At 71.5% G+C, this 16451-nt stretch carries 10 protein-coding genes; 6 read left to right on the top strand and 4 right to left on the bottom strand.

The window, feature by feature from the left end; translation table 11 throughout:
- Positions 1-140: 140 nt before the first annotated feature.
- Entirely contained in the window at positions 141-1664 is a 1524-nt protein-coding gene (eccB, locus tag GTY84_RS09290) for a type VII secretion protein EccB (protein WP_161225673.1), read from the top strand.
- Positions 1664-2956, top strand: coding sequence for a type VII secretion-associated serine protease mycosin (gene mycP, locus GTY84_RS09285; protein WP_161225672.1), 1293 nt, complete (start codon positions 1664-1666; stop codon positions 2954-2956). Before eccB ends, mycP begins: the two co-directional genes overlap by 1 nt.
- A gap of 494 nt (positions 2957-3450) precedes the next feature.
- Here mycP and GTY84_RS09280 read toward each other — a convergent pair whose 3' ends face one another.
- The 3 genes from GTY84_RS09280 to GTY84_RS09270 are packed head-to-tail and all read right to left on the bottom strand — an operon-like array spanning position 3451 to position 6915.
- Complete coding sequence (locus GTY84_RS09280) at positions 3451-4086, bottom strand: hypothetical protein (protein ID WP_161225671.1); 636 nt, start codon at positions 4084-4086, stop codon at positions 3451-3453.
- 9 nt (positions 4087-4095) lie between these two features.
- The gene (locus tag GTY84_RS09275; protein WP_161225670.1) at positions 4096-6369 is read right to left on the bottom strand and encodes a hypothetical protein; all 2274 of its coding nucleotides are present in this window, start codon (positions 6367-6369) and stop codon (positions 4096-4098) included.
- A gap of 60 nt (positions 6370-6429) precedes the next feature.
- Positions 6430-6915: a hypothetical protein gene (locus GTY84_RS09270; RefSeq protein ID WP_161225669.1), complete on the bottom strand. Its 486-nt coding sequence runs from the start codon at positions 6913-6915 to the stop codon at positions 6430-6432.
- Between the two features lie 453 nt (positions 6916-7368).
- Between GTY84_RS09270 and GTY84_RS09265 the strand changes: the two genes are divergently transcribed.
- The 4 genes from GTY84_RS09265 (at position 7369) to GTY84_RS09250 (ending at position 11940) form a co-directional block, all read left to right on the top strand.
- Positions 7369-7821, top strand: coding sequence for a hypothetical protein (locus tag GTY84_RS09265; protein ID WP_345943379.1), 453 nt, complete (start codon positions 7369-7371; stop codon positions 7819-7821).
- Between the two features lie 1886 nt (positions 7822-9707).
- Positions 9708-11021 carry a S8 family serine peptidase gene (locus tag GTY84_RS09260; protein ID WP_161225668.1) on the top strand — a complete coding sequence of 438 codons (1314 nt, stop codon included), beginning with the start codon at positions 9708-9710 and terminating at the stop codon, positions 11019-11021.
- A gap of 66 nt (positions 11022-11087) precedes the next feature.
- Positions 11088-11435: a WXG100 family type VII secretion target gene (locus GTY84_RS09255; RefSeq protein WP_161225667.1), complete on the top strand. Its 348-nt coding sequence runs from the start codon at positions 11088-11090 to the stop codon at positions 11433-11435.
- Positions 11436-11640: 205 nt separating this feature from the next.
- Positions 11641-11940: a WXG100 family type VII secretion target gene (locus GTY84_RS09250; RefSeq protein ID WP_161225666.1), complete on the top strand. Its 300-nt coding sequence runs from the start codon at positions 11641-11643 to the stop codon at positions 11938-11940.
- Positions 11941-12158: 218 nt separating this feature from the next.
- Here the strand turns inward: GTY84_RS09250 and eccCa are convergent, their stop codons facing one another.
- On the bottom strand, positions 12159-16139 hold the full coding sequence (gene eccCa, locus GTY84_RS09245) for a type VII secretion protein EccCa (RefSeq protein ID WP_161225665.1): 3981 nt from the start codon (positions 16137-16139) through the stop codon (positions 12159-12161).
- Between the last annotated feature and the right edge of the window lie 312 nt (positions 16140-16451).

Here is a 16451-nt window from a genome sequence, read left to right as displayed (position 1 = left end):
GGACCCGCACGCGACGGGCATAGTAGGGACCGGCCCGGCAGCCGGGGTTGCGCGGCCGCGCGCGGCAGGGCACCGCCGCCGCCCGCCGACGGCACGCCACGGGCCCGGCACGGCTTCGTACGGGGGAGGACCGCGGACAGATGGCATCACGGCGCGACGAACTGAACGCCCACACCTTCGCCAAACGCCGCCTGCTCGCGTCCTTCCTCCAGCCGTCCCCGACCGGCTCCGAGGAGGACGCCCCCAAGCCCCTCCGCGCCATCGTCCCCGGGGCCGTCGTCGGCGTCGTCGTCCTGGCCGTCTTCGGCGCCATCGGCCTGTTCAGCCCCACCGCGCCCAAGGGCTGGGACGAACCCGGCGCGCACGTCATCGTCGCCGGCGACTCCACCACCCGGTACGTCGTGCTGAGGACGGACGGCCGCAGACAACTGCACCCGGTCCTCAACATGGCGTCCGCCCGGCTCCTCCTGTCCCCGGACCGGACCGACGTCATCACCGTCGACGAGGACGTCCTGGACAGCGGGGACCTCCCGCACGGCGCCACCATCGGCATCCCCTACGCCCCCGACCGGCTGCCGTCCCCCGACGAGGCGGGGCGGGCCGCGCGCTGGGCCGTCTGCGAGCGCCCCGGCCCCGGCGGCCGGGCCGTCCAGAAGGCCGCCTTCGTCCTCGCCGAGCGCGAATGGCCCCGCACCGAGGGCCGCGGCCGGCTCACCCGGGGCGACCTGATGCACGTCGTCGGCCCGGACGGCCGCAGCCGCTACATCGTCGACTCCCGCGGCTACGCCTATCCGCTGGCCGACCCCGCCGACCCCGAACTCCTCAAGGCCCTGGACACCCAGGGCCGCGCCCCGCAACGCGTCTCGCAGGAATGGCTCGACACCCTCCACCGGGGCGACCCGGTCGCCATCCCCCGCGTCCCGGGCACCCCCGGCGCCCCCGCCGGAGCCTCGGCCGGACTCGGGCCCCACGACCGGATCGGCATGGTCATCAAGGCCTACGACGGACAGCGCATGCAGTACTACGTCGTCCTCAGGGGCGAGGTGGCCCGCGTCTCGGAGTTCACCGCCACCCTGCTGCTCAACAGCCGCGCCCTCGTGGACGTCGGACAGGCCGGCGAGGCGCGGCAGGTCAGCCCCGGCGCCGTCGCCGACAGCACCGCCTTCCGGGGACAGCGCACCTGGCCCTCCCACCGTCCCCGGACGGTCAACGACACCTCCGCCGCCGACGGCCGCACCACCGTCTGCGCCGTCCTCCGCGAGGTCGACGGCGGCACCGGCGCCACCACCCTCTCCACCTGGGCCGGCGCCGGCTACCCCGCCCCGCTGCCCACCGGCTCCTCCAGCGCCTACGTCACCCCCGGCACCGGACAGCTCTACCGGCAGTTCCAGAACACCGAGACAGGGGCGGGCGCGGTGTTCCTCGTCACCGACACCGGCCTGCGCTACGCCCTCCAGGCCAACAACGACAACGCCGTGGACGACCGGGGCATCGGCGTCTCCGGCGAGGAGCGCGAACGCCGCCTCGACGAGGCCAGGACCGCACAGGTCCGCCTCGGCTACGAGAAGGTGGCCCCGTCCCCCGTACCCGTCCAGTGGTCCACCTTCCTGCCCACCGGCCCGCGCCTGTCCGAGGCGGCGGCCCGGCAGCCGCAGGGGTCCTGATGGCGACGGCCGACGCGGCGGGTCCCGCCGTGCCACGGGACCGCCCCGCCCGGCGGTCCCCGCGCGCGGCCGTGCGCGCCCCGGCCGTCGTGCTCGCGGCGACGGCCCTCACCGCCACCGCCCTCGGCTGGACCGCGCCCCCGGTCCGCGCGGACGACGGCGGCCGGTGCACCTTCCCCGGGCGGGACTACGAGGGCCGCCCCTGGTCGCTCCAGCGCGTCAACCTGGACGAGCTGTGGGAGCAGTCCACCGGCGAGGGCGTGAAGGTCGCCGTCATCGACACCGGCGTCGACGCCCGCCACCCCCAACTCGCGGGTGCCGTCGACGCGTCCAGCGGCCGGAACTACCTCCGCGCCAAGAACGCCGACGGCGGTCCGGACGACCGCGGCGACCCCCGGGGCACCACCGACACGGTCGGCCACGGCACCAAGGTCGCCGGCATCATCGCGGCCCGCCCCGCGCGGGGAACCGGCTTCGTGGGCCTGGCCCCCGGCGCGACGATCATCCCCGTCAAGCAGAACGACGCGGAGGGCAACGGCACCGCCGCCACCCTCGCCGCGGCCGTCCGCTACGCCGCCGACGTGGGCGCGGGTGTCATCAACATCTCCCAGGACACCGCCGACGCGGTCGAGCCCGAGCCGGAGTTGAAGGAGGCCGTCGACCACGCCCTGGCCCGGGGCGCCGTGGTGGTCGCCTCGGCGGGCAACGACGGCCTCGGCGGCAAGGTCGGCACCACCTACCCGGCCTCCTACGACGGTGTCCTCGCCGTGGCCTCCTCCGACCGCAACAACGAACGGGCACCGTTCTCCCAGTCCGGCGAGTTCGTCGGCGTGGCGGCACCCGGGGTCGACATCGTCTCCACCGTGCCCGGCGGCGGCCACTGCTCCGACAACGGCACCAGCTTCTCCGCCCCGTACGTCGCCGGGGTGGCGGCCCTGCTGAAGGCCAAGTACCCCCGGTGGAGCCCCGCGCGGATCGTCGCCCGGATCGAGCGGACGGCCGAGCGGTCCGTCCCCGGCCACGACCGCCTCGTCGGCTGGGGCGTCGTCGACCCCGTCAGGGCCCTGACGGACGTGGACCCCGCCCACCCCGACGGGTCCCCGGCACCCGACGAACAGGGCCTGCTTCCGGCCCGCGCGCCCTCCGTGCCCCCGGTCCGCCTCGGCGAGTCACCGGAGGCCCGCGACGCCCGCGTGGGCACGTACGCGGTCGTGGGCGGCCTCGTCCTGGTGACCGCCCTGGCCGGCACCGCGGTGGCCACCCGGGACGCCCGCCGCCGCGACGAGCGCTGACCACGTCGCCCGGGCGCTACCGGCCGGTTTCTGGGCATTTCCGGGGCCTGGTAAGTGGCGGGGGAGAAGAACTCCACTTGGATCAGCGGATGCCCACGTGAGCTCTCCGCACGTACCACGGAGCAGATGCTTGGATCAGTATCGTCGCGAAGGTCTCGGAAGACAGGTGCGCGGGAAAGCTGGTCGGGTCCATCACGAAAGGCCTATTCGAATCAGTGGTGCTCCCCATTCATTCCAGTGCTTTTGCTGCCGGGGTCGCCAAGGGTGGACCCTCACGCCTCTGCTGCTTTCAGAGAGGCGGATTGCCGAGCTGTTGCAGGGTGTCATAGAGGCGAGCGTAATCGTCAGGAGATCCACTGACCTCTAGCGCTTTGTCTTCGGGATGCCTGTCGGATCTAGGGCACTAAAGGGCCAGAGGTATCAGTGGGTTCCCCCGGAGGGGGGCGATGGATCTATTTAGCCGCAGCGACGACTTGCGCTCGCACGTTCCGTCACTACTGTCCGTTCTTCTCCCCCGGAGGTACCTCACTAGGCAACTGGGCTTCAGTTGCACATCCCAAATGATTGGCCACGGCGCGAGACATGGAGTTGAGGATGATCATGAGATCGTCCGGGGTCGTCTTGCTTGAGATTTCATTGGCGGCACTGAAGAGTCGTGCCTCAATATAGGGAGTCTTAGTCTTTCTATTCAATGTTGAGCATTTAAAGTATATTGTTGCGCCGGTGACGTCTGCGGTATGCGCATACAGGCCCACGGGGTAGAACATCCTTCCTTTTTTATGAGTCGCAGTCTTCCGGTCCAAGCGGAAGGAGGACGGGAGGAAGTCAACCTGGACGAGAGGGTGGCCGCTCTTGCTCTCTGCGCGTGTGACATAGCAACTCTGAGGGTTATCTTCGCTGCGAAGATCCTCGGCAATCGTGATTACAGAATAGGGGCGAGAAGATCCTGCAGATTCTTCTTTGAATTTTTCTGTGGCGCCCATATGTTCTAGCGATTTGGTGGCCCACTTGTCCAGGGTGGAACCGCATACCTCGGCTGCAGTCAAATAGGACTCTCTTTCCCCGGGCTCTCCGCAGGAAAATGCCGTGAGAGCCAGCAGTGCGGTCGCTGCAAGGATTCGTCGATTCATGCCTGATGCTCAGTCCTCGTGAGGGGCGTGGCCTCGATACTTGTTCTCGGGTCCGCCGATTCCGTAGTAAGCGCCCTTGATTTCCTTGACCCAATCCTTATCTCTGATAGCTTTTTCGGCTTCTGGATCCCCAGAGCCATAGGCATTGCAGGCAGATCCAAAGTCTTCTGCTCCCTTCTCGTAGAATTTGTTCCTGGTGAGCTGAGTCTGGTCAGTGGGTTTCTTCTCATTGCCGTCCACGGCTGTGTCGACTCCGTGGCCGATGAAGGTGTTCATCACCGCGCCGGCTGTGTCAGCGGCGATCGGAGCGATGACGATGCCGACCGCGGTGGAACCCGGCACGGGGAGTGCCGCCACACCCGCTCCGACGAGGATGCCCGTACCCGCCTTGATCCAGTCGGCGGAGCGCCCCAACGACTTGTTGGCCTCCTCCGAGTCCGCCTTGAAGTCCGCCTCCGCCTGCGAGACGCGCGAGTGGTCGAGGATCCCGCGGGCTTCCGCGCCGACCATCAGACCGTCGTGTGCACGCTCGATGTTGGCTTCGCTCGACGGAGGGTTGGCGTCCATCAGGCTCAGCGTGTAGAGGTGCTGGGCTGCGGTGACGGCCCCGTGAGAGGTCTCGTTCTGGCCGAGCACGCTCAGGAAGTTGATGGCCCCCGCCTCGGTGAAGTTGGCGCGCCCCTGGTACTTCGGGGGGAAAGCCTCCTCGTCCCGCATGTGGTCGCCGATGCCGGACAGGCTGTAGTCGATGTCATCGATGTAGGCGCCGGCCATCTTCCCCAGACTGTCGGCCAGCTCGGGCTGCTTGTGCAGCATCTCGGGGCCCTTCTCGCCCCCGTACAGGTACGAGACCTGCTCCATCACCACCGCCGTCTCGGCAGTGCGCTGCCCGCCACCTGCCGCGATGATGTCCTTGATGTCCGTGTCGTAGGCGAACCCGGTCGTGGCGGCTTCCAGCGCGTGACCAAGCGAGTCGCGTCCAGCGACGACCTTGCTGTCGCCCTGGAGTGAACTGTCGGACATCCAGTCGCGTTCCTGCGTGAGATACGTAAGGTGCTCATTGACCTTGTAGCCATCGGTGTCCGGATCGCCCGCCAGGTCGGGGGTGCCGAAGAACTCCGTCGCGGCGTCGGGGTTGTGACCCAGGGCTTCGAGGAATCCGGTCACCGGATCACGTCCGCGATCGTTCTTCTGGCCCCAGAAGTTCAGGTCCGACTGGTTGGCATTGCTGACCCACAGGTTGAATCCGTCCCCCGTGACCTGCTTGTCATGGGCCAGGAGCTTGGTGCCGTAGTCGTTCAGGAACCGGTCGTCGTAGTCGCCGAAACGCATGAGGTTGCTCATCGTGGCGAAGCCGGTCGGGTTGCTCGCGTCGTCGATCTCCAGCCGCTGATCACCGAGCGCGATCATCTGCTTCTTCCACTTCGTCATCCCCGCGCTGTCCGAGAGCGTGGCCTGCCCCAGGGTGATGCCCAGGTTCTTCTGGAGCTGCTTGGCCTGCTCGCCGCGCGCCGGGTCGAAGGCCGCCTGGAAGGGGTCGGCGATGCCCGCCCAGAAGACGAGCGCCCCCTTCGGGCCCACGTTCCTGGCGAAGGTCTCGGCGAAGAGGGGGTCGTTCCGGTACGTGGCGAGGGTGGCGTTGAACGCGGCCAGCTCCGTCGTGGTCACGTCGCGCGGGTTCTTCCGGGCCACTTCGGCCAGGGCCTCGGCCTTGGCGATGGCGGCCGCCGCGCTGTCCCGGTCGCCGTAACTCGCACCGGAGAAGCCCAGTTTGCTCTGGTCGGCGAGGGCGCGCAGCACCGCCCTGGCGGAGTCGTCGCTCTTGGTGGCCTCCCTGAGGATCCTCTCGAGCTCGTCCCGGAGCGCGACGGCGCCCGCGTCGGCGTCCCGGCCCGTGGAGCCGCGCTCCTGCGGGGGAGCATCGGAGGAGACGGTGAATCCGCCCTCGTGGCCGACGACCTTGAGCCCCTTCCTCCGGCCGCCCTCCAGGGCGGTGACGAGTTGGCGGTGGTAGCCCTTCAGCTCGCCGGCGGTGTCGCTGAGGATCCTGTGGACGGTGGTGGCCTGGGTGTGCGCGTCCTCGAACTCGGCGGCGGTCTTGCCGATGAACTCCTTGGACACCTTGGCGTTCACCCCGCCCCACCGGGCCTTCTCGGCCCGTCCGCGCAGCCGGCCCGCCGCGTCCTTCCGCAGGCCCTCCAGGGTGCCGACGAGCGTCGACCAGTCCTTGACGGCGTCGTCCAGCAGTTTGAAGTCCGCGTCGCGGAGCGTGTCGAGATCCATGGGGCGTGTCCTTGGGGATGAGCCGGTCGGCGGACGAGAGGGCGGGGTCCGGGCAGTGCGTTACGTGGCCTTCTCCCCGTCCGGCCGACCCGTCCGCTCGTTGAACCCGGCGTCCAGGGCGGCGATGGAGCTGAGCCGGCGCTGGATGTACACCTCGTCCCCGTCGTGCAGCTTCTTGGTGACCCGTAGATGGTTGGAGATCTGCGCGCAGGCGTCCACCAGGGACATGAGCTGTTCCTCCCAGCGGTCGGCGACGTGCTGGAGCCCCGAGCCCAGGGCGAAGCCCTGCCGGGACAGGTCGGCCGCGGCCGCCTCGCTGCTCGGCACGTTGACGCGGACCGTGTCCCACAGGTCGTCGTGGAGTTCGAACGCGGCCGCGCCGATGCCGGCGAGGTCGTCATCGGTGACCTTCAGGTCCCCGTAGGAGCCCGGGAGGCCGGAGCCGCCCGAGGAGCCGCCGTCCAGGGTGTTCAACCGCGTGTGCGGGGAGTCCAGCTGACGGCTGAGCGCCTCCGCCTTGAGCTCTTCCCACTCGTTCCATGCCATGGTCGGCGACCTCCCCGTGTGCGGGAATCCCCCAACCGGGGGGCTTCCGCGGTGTCCGGACGACAGCCCAAAGTTAGCAACTGTGTTGCCGGAACGGTCCGTGGCCCGGGCGGTCGGACCCGGCCGGTGCGGTGTACGGGGGCAGGGACGGCTGAGGATGGCGAGATCCCGTTCCCTGGTCAAGAGGCGGACGGAAGTCCGCGAAGTCGTGCCATGGCCATGTCTCGTTGTGATGCAAGGCATGTGACGAAGGATCAGGTGTGTTCGATGGGCTCCTCCTCCTCTCGTGCAAGCCGACACATTTGGCGCACAACGCGGTTGGCCGTGTTGTACCCGTTGACTACAGTGGTGATCACAGTGCGCGACGCCCGCGTTGCGGGTGCAAGCGGGGAGCGGGCCGCCGGAGGGGCGCACGGCCGGGGCATTCACGGGGTGGAGCGGGGAGGGAGCGGAGTGCTTCCAGCGGACATGGTCGGGGGCGTGTCGGCCGCGCGAGCGGCGAATCTGGAGGTGGCGGGCGAGGCGCTCGGCACCTTCGTGAAGCGGGTGGACGGGGTCCTGCGCGACCTCGCGGGGTCGCCCGGCGATCCGAAGCGCGTCGGGGCGCAGACCATCGCTCCGACGGCGCTCAACAGCGGGGCCGCGAGCGCGTTTCCGGAGGCGTACGGCCTCTACCTGGAGTACCAGCGGGTGCACGAGAAGCTCACCTCGCTCTCCACGACGCTGCACCTCCAGATCGAGGCCATCCAGATCGCCGTGCAGGGCGCCCACGTGGGCTTCGACAACCTCGAGGAAGAGCAGCGGCGCCGGTTCTGGGCGATCCAGACACGGCTCCGGACGGAACGGCTCGTGGAGATCGCCCCCGAGCGGCGCGCCCAGGGCGATGACATCGCCGGGGGGCTGTGACGATGGCCGGCCAGCGGTACGAGGGGGACCTGCGCCGGGTCACCCAGCAGAACTCGCTCACGGACACCACCCGTTGGGTGCAGGCGTTACCCGGTGGCGGACCACTCATGGGGGTGGTGCGCTCGGCGGTCACCGAGACTCCCGTCGGCCGTGCGATGCGGGGGCGCACCGACTTCGAGGGCCACCGGCTCAACGACATGATCGATCTGGTGGAGCGGACGGACCCGGAGGCCCTGGAGTCGTCAGGCCGGGCGTTGTGGGACGCCCGGGACGCCATCGAGGAGGCCGCCAGGGAACTGGACGGCCACATCGGGAAGGTGCACTGGGTCGGGAAGTCCGGGGACGCCTTCCGCAAGTGGGGCCGCTCGCTGGTCACCGCCACCTACGGGCTGGGCGACTTCGCGGGCGGGGCGGGCGATCAGCTCACCGCGGCCGCCGTCGGCCTGGCCTCCGTGCGCAAGGCCATGCCGCCGCGGGACACCCGCCCGGAGGCGAAGGCGCTCCTCCCGGGACAGCTCCCGGCGGCCGATCGGGTCGACGGGAACAAGGACCACGCCGCCGCGGTCCGGGTCGAGAAGGACCGTCAGGAGGCGATCAACCAGATGAACCGGTTGTCGTCCTACTACGCGGTGGCGCAGGAACGCCTGTCGTCCCTCGACGCACCCCGCTTCACGACGATGCCGGAGGTGGGCGTGCCGCAGCCCGTGGGTGACGGGCGCGATTTCATGGCGGGTGGCGCGGCGTCGGTGGCCTCACCTGCTGGTGGTCCGGCTGGGCGGAACGACCGAGAGCCATCGGCCTCTGACCCCGCCGGCCGGCAGACAGCGGCTGTGGGGACCGTCAGCCATCCGTCGTCGGCCTTGGGAGCGATCGGTCGCCAACCGGTCGTCGTGGATGGCGGGCCGTCAGAGAATTGGGACTCGGGCGGGGTTCTCAGCCCTCCTACGGAGACCTCACGGCCGACGCCTGTCCCGGAGCCCACGGTCGGTACGACGATCGACAGTGTCGTCACCCCGTCGGTCCCGGCACCGCATGCTCCTGGGCCCCCCGGTGCCCCGCCCCTGAGCGCCCCCACCGGGAGCGGCGGGCCGACCGGAGTGCCCGGAGGCGGTTACGTAGTCCCGCTGCCTGCTCCGGCGACGGTCCCCGGAGCAGGACCGGGCGGGACACGTGGGGGTTCCTTCACCGTGCGGGGAGGCGCGGGGGCGTCCGGCGCGGGCGGATCAACCGGTCCGGTACCCGCTCGGGGAACCGGTGGGGAAGCCGCAGGCCGCGCGGTCGCGACCGGACAGGCCGTGGGCAGAGGGATCTCTCCCACGACCGGGACTCCGTTCATGGGGCCGGGCGCGTCCGGGGGCACGGCACGACCGGGCGGGATGCCCGCGCCGAGGCCCTACGGTGGCGCGACGACCGGAGCCGGACAGACGAACGGTGTGGTCGGAGGGCGACCCGTGAGCGGGCCGGGGATGCCGGCCGGAAACGCGCCGAGGACGTCCCGGGGTACCGTCGTCGGTGCCGAGGCGGCCCGGCCCCGGGGGGACCGCGGTCCGGGGCAGCGTGGTGTGCTCGGGGCTCCGGGCTCCGCGGCGGCCCCCGGCTCCGGGAGCAGAGCGCTTCCAGGAGGCCCGGCATCGTCCCGGGCCATCACCGGGACCCCCTCCGCGCGCAACTCCGCCGCCGTCGCCCGGCAGAACGGACTGACCCGCGGCGGCACCGGCCTTGTGCGCGGGCCCGCCGGACGCGACAGGCCCGGGGAGCCCCGGGGCGGGGAGAGCGGGGCGCGCTCCTCCTCCCGCCGGGACGAGGAGGAGCGTCCCCCGGCCGCCCACGAGCCGCCCGGTGTGCCGCCGGCGTGCAACTGACCCCCAACGAGGACCTACGACGTCATGAGAGCAGTGACCGGCCGGTCGGCCGAGAAGAACTCCGCACCAGGGGTCCGCGTCGGGCGCCGCGCACGCGTGGTGAGCGCCACTGTCGGCCTGTTGACGGCGGCGGGAGTGGTCTTCGCTCCGAGTGCGTCGGCCCTCGATGTCCGGCAGGACCAGTGGTACCTGGGGCCCATGCAGGCCGAACAGATGTGGAAGGCCAGCACGGGGAAGGGCGTCAAGGTCGCGGTCATCGACTCCGGCGTGAACCCGCACACGGACTCCCTCAAGGGCCAGGTGCTCGTGGACGAGGTCCCCGAATCCGTCGCCTACGGCGCCACGGACGACTACACCGGACACGGGACGAGTATGGCCGAACTGATCGCGGGCACCGGGGCGGGCGGCGGGGTCCGGGGACTTGCACCGGGGGCGAAGATCGTGCCCTACCGCGTCTACCTCGAAGATCTCACGGGAGAAGAGAAGGAGCGGAAGACGGCGCTGTCGGCAGAGGCCATCAAGGCGGCGGCCGACACCGACGCGAAGATCCTCAGCATGTCCTTCGGGTCCGAGTTCATCAATCCGGCCGTGGAAGCGGCGATCACTTATGCCGCGTCCAAGGGCAAGTTGCTGATCGCGAGTGTGGGCAACAACGGGGAGGGAGACGCGCACATCGGCTATCCCGCCGCGTACCCCTACGTGATCGGCGTTACGTCCCTGGACCGGAACAACAAGATCTCCAAGTTCTCCTCACGCGGACAGTACGTGGATCTGGTGGCCCCGGGGGAGGACATCCCCGGCTACTGCCGACCCGACTTCACCGCTTACTGCCGGGGGCTCATGGGCACCAGCGCCTCCACCGCCATCGTCTCCGCCTCCGCCGCCCTCATCTGGTCCGCCCACCCCGACTGGACCGCCAACCAGGTGACCCGGGCGCTGATCGACACCGCCAGCCGCAAGTGGCCGAAGGACGACCCGACCCAGTACGCCGGGTACGGGACCGTCCGCCCCCGCAAGGTGCTGGAAGACCCGGAGTACGACGCCGGGCCCGCCTACTCCGACCCCCTCGCCGAGTGGAACCGCTCGGAGGGGGAGCCGCTGGTGACGGAGATCCCGCCCTCCTCCGCCCCGGCGTCCTCCTCCGGACCGGCGTCCTCGCCGCCCCGGGCCGCCGGCGGCGAGGCGGACGGGGACGGGCCGACGGCGGCGCCCGCGCAGAACGCCTCCTCCGCCGGGGACGGCGGCAACGGCCTCTGGACCGCGCTCGGTGCCGCCGTCGCCGCGATCGTGCTCGTCGGCGGCACCGTGGCCGTACGCCGGTCGCGCCGCACCGCGTGAAGCCCGCACGGGCCGCGCGGAACCGCACTGTTGGATCGAAACGGGAGACAGGGAGGGCCGACGATCATGGCCGTCGACCAGAAACTCGAAGACGCCGCGGTAGTCAAGCTGCAGAAGGAGATGTACGAGAAGTTCGAGAGCATCCGCAAGCGGGTGCGCAACCTGCACGGGGTGATCGACGGTCTGGAGGGCCAGTGGCAGGGCATCGGCCGTGCCGCCTTCGACAAGAAGCAGTACGAGATCAACACGTCGCTGCAGAACATGGGCCGCATCCTCGGTGACGTCATCGACGCGATGACCGCCACCCGCAACATCAAGGACACCAAGGAGGACGAGGTCCGCGCCGCAGTGAACAGGATCAACGTCCACGAGGGGGCACCCACGGTGCAGTCGTCACCGTTCAGCTCGATGTGACGACCGCCCCGGGAACGACGCCCCGGGAACGGTACTTCGGAACGGCACACCGGGAACGCCGCCCCGGGCACCGCCGGGCACCACGCGCGCTGCCCGGCGCCCCGGTGGCACGGCGCGTCCCGGTGGACCACCGGCCGGGCATGAGCGGACGCCGGCGCGACGACCAGCGCGGCGGCCCATACACAAGGGAAACGAGGTAGGCGGGATGAACCACAACGCGGACGGCCTGCAGGTGACGTACGACGGTCTCGACTTCGCGGCGACGAACATCGCCAACGAGGCGAGGCAGCTCGACGAGGACATCCAGCACCTGCGGCAGTTGGTGCGCAACAGCAAGCAGTACTGGGTCGGCAAGGCCCAGAGCACCTTCGACCAGAAGCTGGCGGCCTGGGACAAGGAGGCCGCCGACATCCACGAGGCGCTGAGGGGCATCGGCCACGTCGTGGGCCAGTCCGGCGGCACGTACATGGACGGTGACCTGGCGGCCTCCAAGTACCTGGCGTAACCGGCGTAACCGGCGTGACCGACGCGACCGCGGCGGCCTCCGCGATCGTGGCGGCGACGGCGGCCGGAGCCGACGAACGGCCCAGGGGTGGGCGTGCACGGGAGACGCCCACCCCGGCCCTTCGTCGGCTCACCCGCCTCCCGCCCGTATCCCGCCGGTCCCGCCCGGGTCCCGCCCGGGGCCCGCCCGGGTCCCCCGGCCCCCCGCGGCCCCGGCCGTCACCGTCCCGACGGCTCCTCCGCCACCCGCGCCACCTGGACCAGCGGCTTGCCCTGGCGTCGTGACACGAACACGCCCCGCCCCGGCGGCATCGGCCGTGCCCGTACCCCGCCGAGCAGGTCGCCCTCGGCGCGGTCGCCGCTGAGGATCACGCCCTGGGCCCCGAGTTCCTTGATGCGCTGCATGAACGTCTCGTAGCCGGAACGCCCCGCGCCCGCCGTGGAGCGGGCGATGACGAAGCGCACCCCCACGTCCCGGGCGAAGGGCAGCATCTCGGTCAGCACCGCCAGCGGGTTGCCGGACGACGTGGCCACCAGGTCGTAGTCGTCCACGATGACGTAGACCGTCGGCCCCTGCCACCAGCTCCGGTCCCGCAACTGCTCCGGCGTGACGTCGGCCGTCGGGGTGCGGCGCTGCATCAGCTCCGCCAGCGCGTCCATGTGGTGCTGCATCCGGTTCGACACCGGCACGTACTCGGCCAGGTGCGAGGCCGGGGCGGCGCCCAGCAGCGAGCGGCGGTTGTCGACCACGAACAGCTTGCAGGAGTCCCCGTCGTAGCGCTCCGTCAGGCGCTGGATGAGCAGTCGCAGCAGGTTCGACTTGCCGGACTCGCCCTCGCCGAGGACGAGGAGGAACGGGTCCTGCTCGAAGTCCACGAACACCGGTTCCAGGTTCTCCTCGTCCAGGGCGAACGAGACGCCCCGCCGGGGGAACCGGTCGCCGGAGGGGAGCCGGTCCGCCGGGAACTCCCTCGGCAGCAGGCGCACGGCGGGCGCCCCGGGGCGCGGCCAGAGCCGCGCGGCCTCGTCGGCGAGCGCCCGGGTCGCCGGAGCCAGCTCCGCGTCGGAGGGGAGCCCGTCGACGCGCGGCACCGCCGCCATGAAGTGCTGCTTGCCCGGGGTCAGTCCGCGTCCGGGCACGGCCGTCGGCACATGGGCGGCGATGCGGCGGTCGATCTCGGAGTCCATCGGGTCCCCGAGCCGCAGCTCCAGCCGGTTCATCAGCAGGTCCTTGAGGTTGCCCCGCACCTCCATGGAACGGGACGCCGTGAGGATCAGGTGGATGCCGTAGCCGAGGCCGCGTGCCGCGATGTCCAGGACGAACGGCTCCAGGCCGTCGTAGTCGGAGCGGAAGCTGCCCCAGCCGTCGATGACCAGGAACACGTCGCCCCAGGGCTGGTCGTCGGCGGAGATGTCACCGCGCGCCCGGAGCTCCCGGAACTCCGCGATCGACGGGATGCCGGCCGTGCGGAAGAACTCCTCGCGGCGTGTCATCACGCCGTACACCTCGGCCGCCGTGCGCCGCACCTGCTCCGGGTCCAGGCGCGAGGCCACCCCGCCCACATGGGGGAGACCGGCCACGGCCGACAGCCCGCCGCCGCCGAAGTCCAGTGCGTAGAACTGCACTTCGTGCGGGGTGTGGGTGAGGGCGAAGGAGACGATGAGGGTGCGCAGCAGGGTCGACTTGCCGGACTGCGGGCCGCCGAGGATCTGGAGGTGCCCGGCGGAGCCGCCGAAGTCCACCCACAGCGGGTCGCGGCGCTGCTCGTAGGGCTTGTCCACCAGCCCGGCCGGGACCACCAGGCTCCCGGCGCCCTCGTGGCCGGGCCGGGCCAGGCCGCGCCCGGGTACCTCCGTCAGGCCGGGCAGCAGCGCGTCGAGCGTCGGCGGGCTGTCCAGCGGCGGCAGCCACACCTGGTGGGCCGCCGGGCCCTGCCCCTCCAGGCGCCGCACGACGACGTCGAGGACGGTGTCGGCGAGCGCCTCGTCGGGCCCCTCCGGCGGCTCCTCCGACCGCTGCGCGGGCACCGCCGGGAGCGGCACCGGGACCGGGGCCGCGGTGAACAGCACCGGCCGCCGTCCGGCGGGCAGCGCCCCTCCGGGGGACGCCTGGCGCGGCGCCCCCGCGCGGTACGGGCCGGAGACGTAGGCGGCCTTGAAGCGGACCATCTCGTCGGTGCCGAACTTCAGGAAGCCGGAGCCGGGCACGTTCGGCAGCTCGTAGGCGTCCGGCACGCCGAGCGCCGACCGGGACTCCGCCGCCGAGAAGGTGCGCAGGCCCACCCGGTAGGACAGATAGGTCTCCAGCCCGCGCAGCCGCCCCTCCTCCAGCCGCTGCGAGGCGAGCAGCAGATGCACGCCCAGCGACCGGCCGATCCGGCCGATCTGCACGAACATCTCGATGAAGTCCGGCTTCGCCGTGAGCAGTTCGCTGAACTCGTCGATCACCAGGACGAGGGAGGGCACCGGCTGGAGCGCGGCCCCTGCGGCGCGGGCCCTCTCGTAGGCGTGGACGTTGGCGTAGTTGCCCGCGTCGCGGAGCATCTCCTGGCGGCGGTTGAGCTCGCCCCGGAGGGAGTCGCCCATCCGGTCGACGAGCGTGAGGTCGTCCGCGAGGTTGGTGATGACGGCCGCCACGTGCGGCAGGTGCGCCATGCCCGCGAAGGTGGCCCCGCCCTTGAAGTCGGCCAGCACGAAGTTGAGGGTTTCGGAGGAGTGGGTGACCGCGAGCCCCAGCACCAGTGTGCGCAGCAGTTCGGACTTGCCGGAACCGGTCGCGCCGACGCACAGCCCGTGCGGGCCCATGCCCTCCTGCGCCGCCTCCTTCAGATCCAGCATCACGGGCCTGCCGTCCTCGCCGACGCCGATCGGGACCCGCAGCCGCTCCGACGGCGAACGGGGCCGCCAAGTCCGCCGGGTGTCGACGGAGGCGGCGTCGCCGAGTGCCAGAAGATCGGTGAACTCCAGCTCGGCGAGGAGCGGTTCGCCGTCGTCACTGCCCGATGCCGGGCGCAGCGGCGCGAGTTGGCGCGCCAGCGCCTCGGCCGCCGCGTACGAAAGCCGGTCGGGCACGCCCTCGTAGACCATGCCGTCCGCCGACTCCAGGCGCAGTTCCTCCGGGCCGACGACGACCGAGAGGTCGCCGCGTCCGGCGGCGGGGCTGCCGGGCACCAACTCCAGCACCGTGACGCCCTGCAGCCCCTCCGGGGCGGCGAGTCGCGCGGTGGGCGGCAGGGAGACCCCGTCGAGGACGACGACCAGATGCGGCTGGTCGGGCACGGGCGGCCCGTCCGGGTGGAAGCGGGGGCGGCCCTGGAGCCGGTCGTCGAGCAGTTCCTCCAGTTCCAGCGGATCGGTGGTGATCAGACGGATGCTGCCCGCCCCGTCCGAGGCGGTCCTGGACTGGGTGTGCGGGAGCCACTTGGCCCACTCCCACGCGGGCGTGCCCGCGCCGCCGACGGCGAGGGCGACGACCAGGTCGTCCGGGGAGTGCAGCGCGGCGAGCGAGGCGACGACGGCGCGAGCGCCGGAGCGCGCGCTGCCGGGCTCGCCGCTGAGGGTCACGTGGTAGAAGGCGCGCAGCGAGACCGCCATCGGCAGCCGTTCGAGGGTGCCGTGCGTGGCCAGGAACCGGCGCATCGCGTCCGCGGTCAGCGGCTCCAGCCGGTCGACGGGGGCGGTCTCCGGGGCGATCAGGGCGGTGGCCAGGGACTGCGGGCCGAGACCGACCCGCACCTGGCCGAAGTCCCCGTCCCCGGCGCGCCGTTCCCAGACCCTGCTCCCCTCGGCGACCAGGGCCCAGAGCTGTTCGGGGGAGGGGTGCAGGTAGTACTGGGCGTCCCGCTGCGCCCGCGCGGTCTCACGGGCGGACTGCCGGGTCCGCGAGAGGTAGCGCAGGTAGTCCCGGCGGATGTCGTCGAGCTGCCCCTGGTTGCCGCGGCGGTAGCGGACCAGCATGGCGACGCCCATGGCGATCGTCGAGGCCACCATCACCATGCCCATGATCTTCATGAAGGGCTGGGCCTGCGGATTGAAGAAGAAGACCACCGAGCCGCCCATGCCCAGCATGGGCAGGATCTGCATCAGGGCGCCTTCCCGCTGCCCGCGCGGCAGTTCGGGCGGCGGCTGCACCAGCACATCGTGGGTGGGCACGTCCTTCGGCAGTGCCCGTCGTGGACGCTTGACGACGATGTGACTCACTGCGCATCAATTCCCTTGCCCGGCTGCCTCGTTCACCCGTCTGCCCGTTGCCCGGCACACGTCGACGCGAAGGGTGATCCTACTGCGCCGCCCCCGGCGCGGCCGGGCGGCAGGGCGTGCGACGGGCGGGCGACGGGCGTGAGCGGATACGAACCGGCCGCGCTCGCCGCCGCCCCAACCCGCCGACGGGGCGGACCGGTTGGGGTGGTGGCCCCGCACTGCGGCATGATCGGACGCGAAGAGGTCCGGCGGACGGCGCCGGAGCGCACCGGCGGGCGGTGCCGGGCGCCGCCGGCGGGCCGCGCCGGGGCC

Origin of the sequence: Streptomyces sp. SID8352 (genome assembly GCF_009862265.1) — a bacterium.
Classification (GTDB): domain Bacteria; phylum Actinomycetota; class Actinomycetes; order Streptomycetales; family Streptomycetaceae; genus Streptomyces.
The sequence above is the reverse complement of the archived record's forward strand: the minus strand, read 5'-3'. Positions and strand labels throughout refer to the sequence as shown.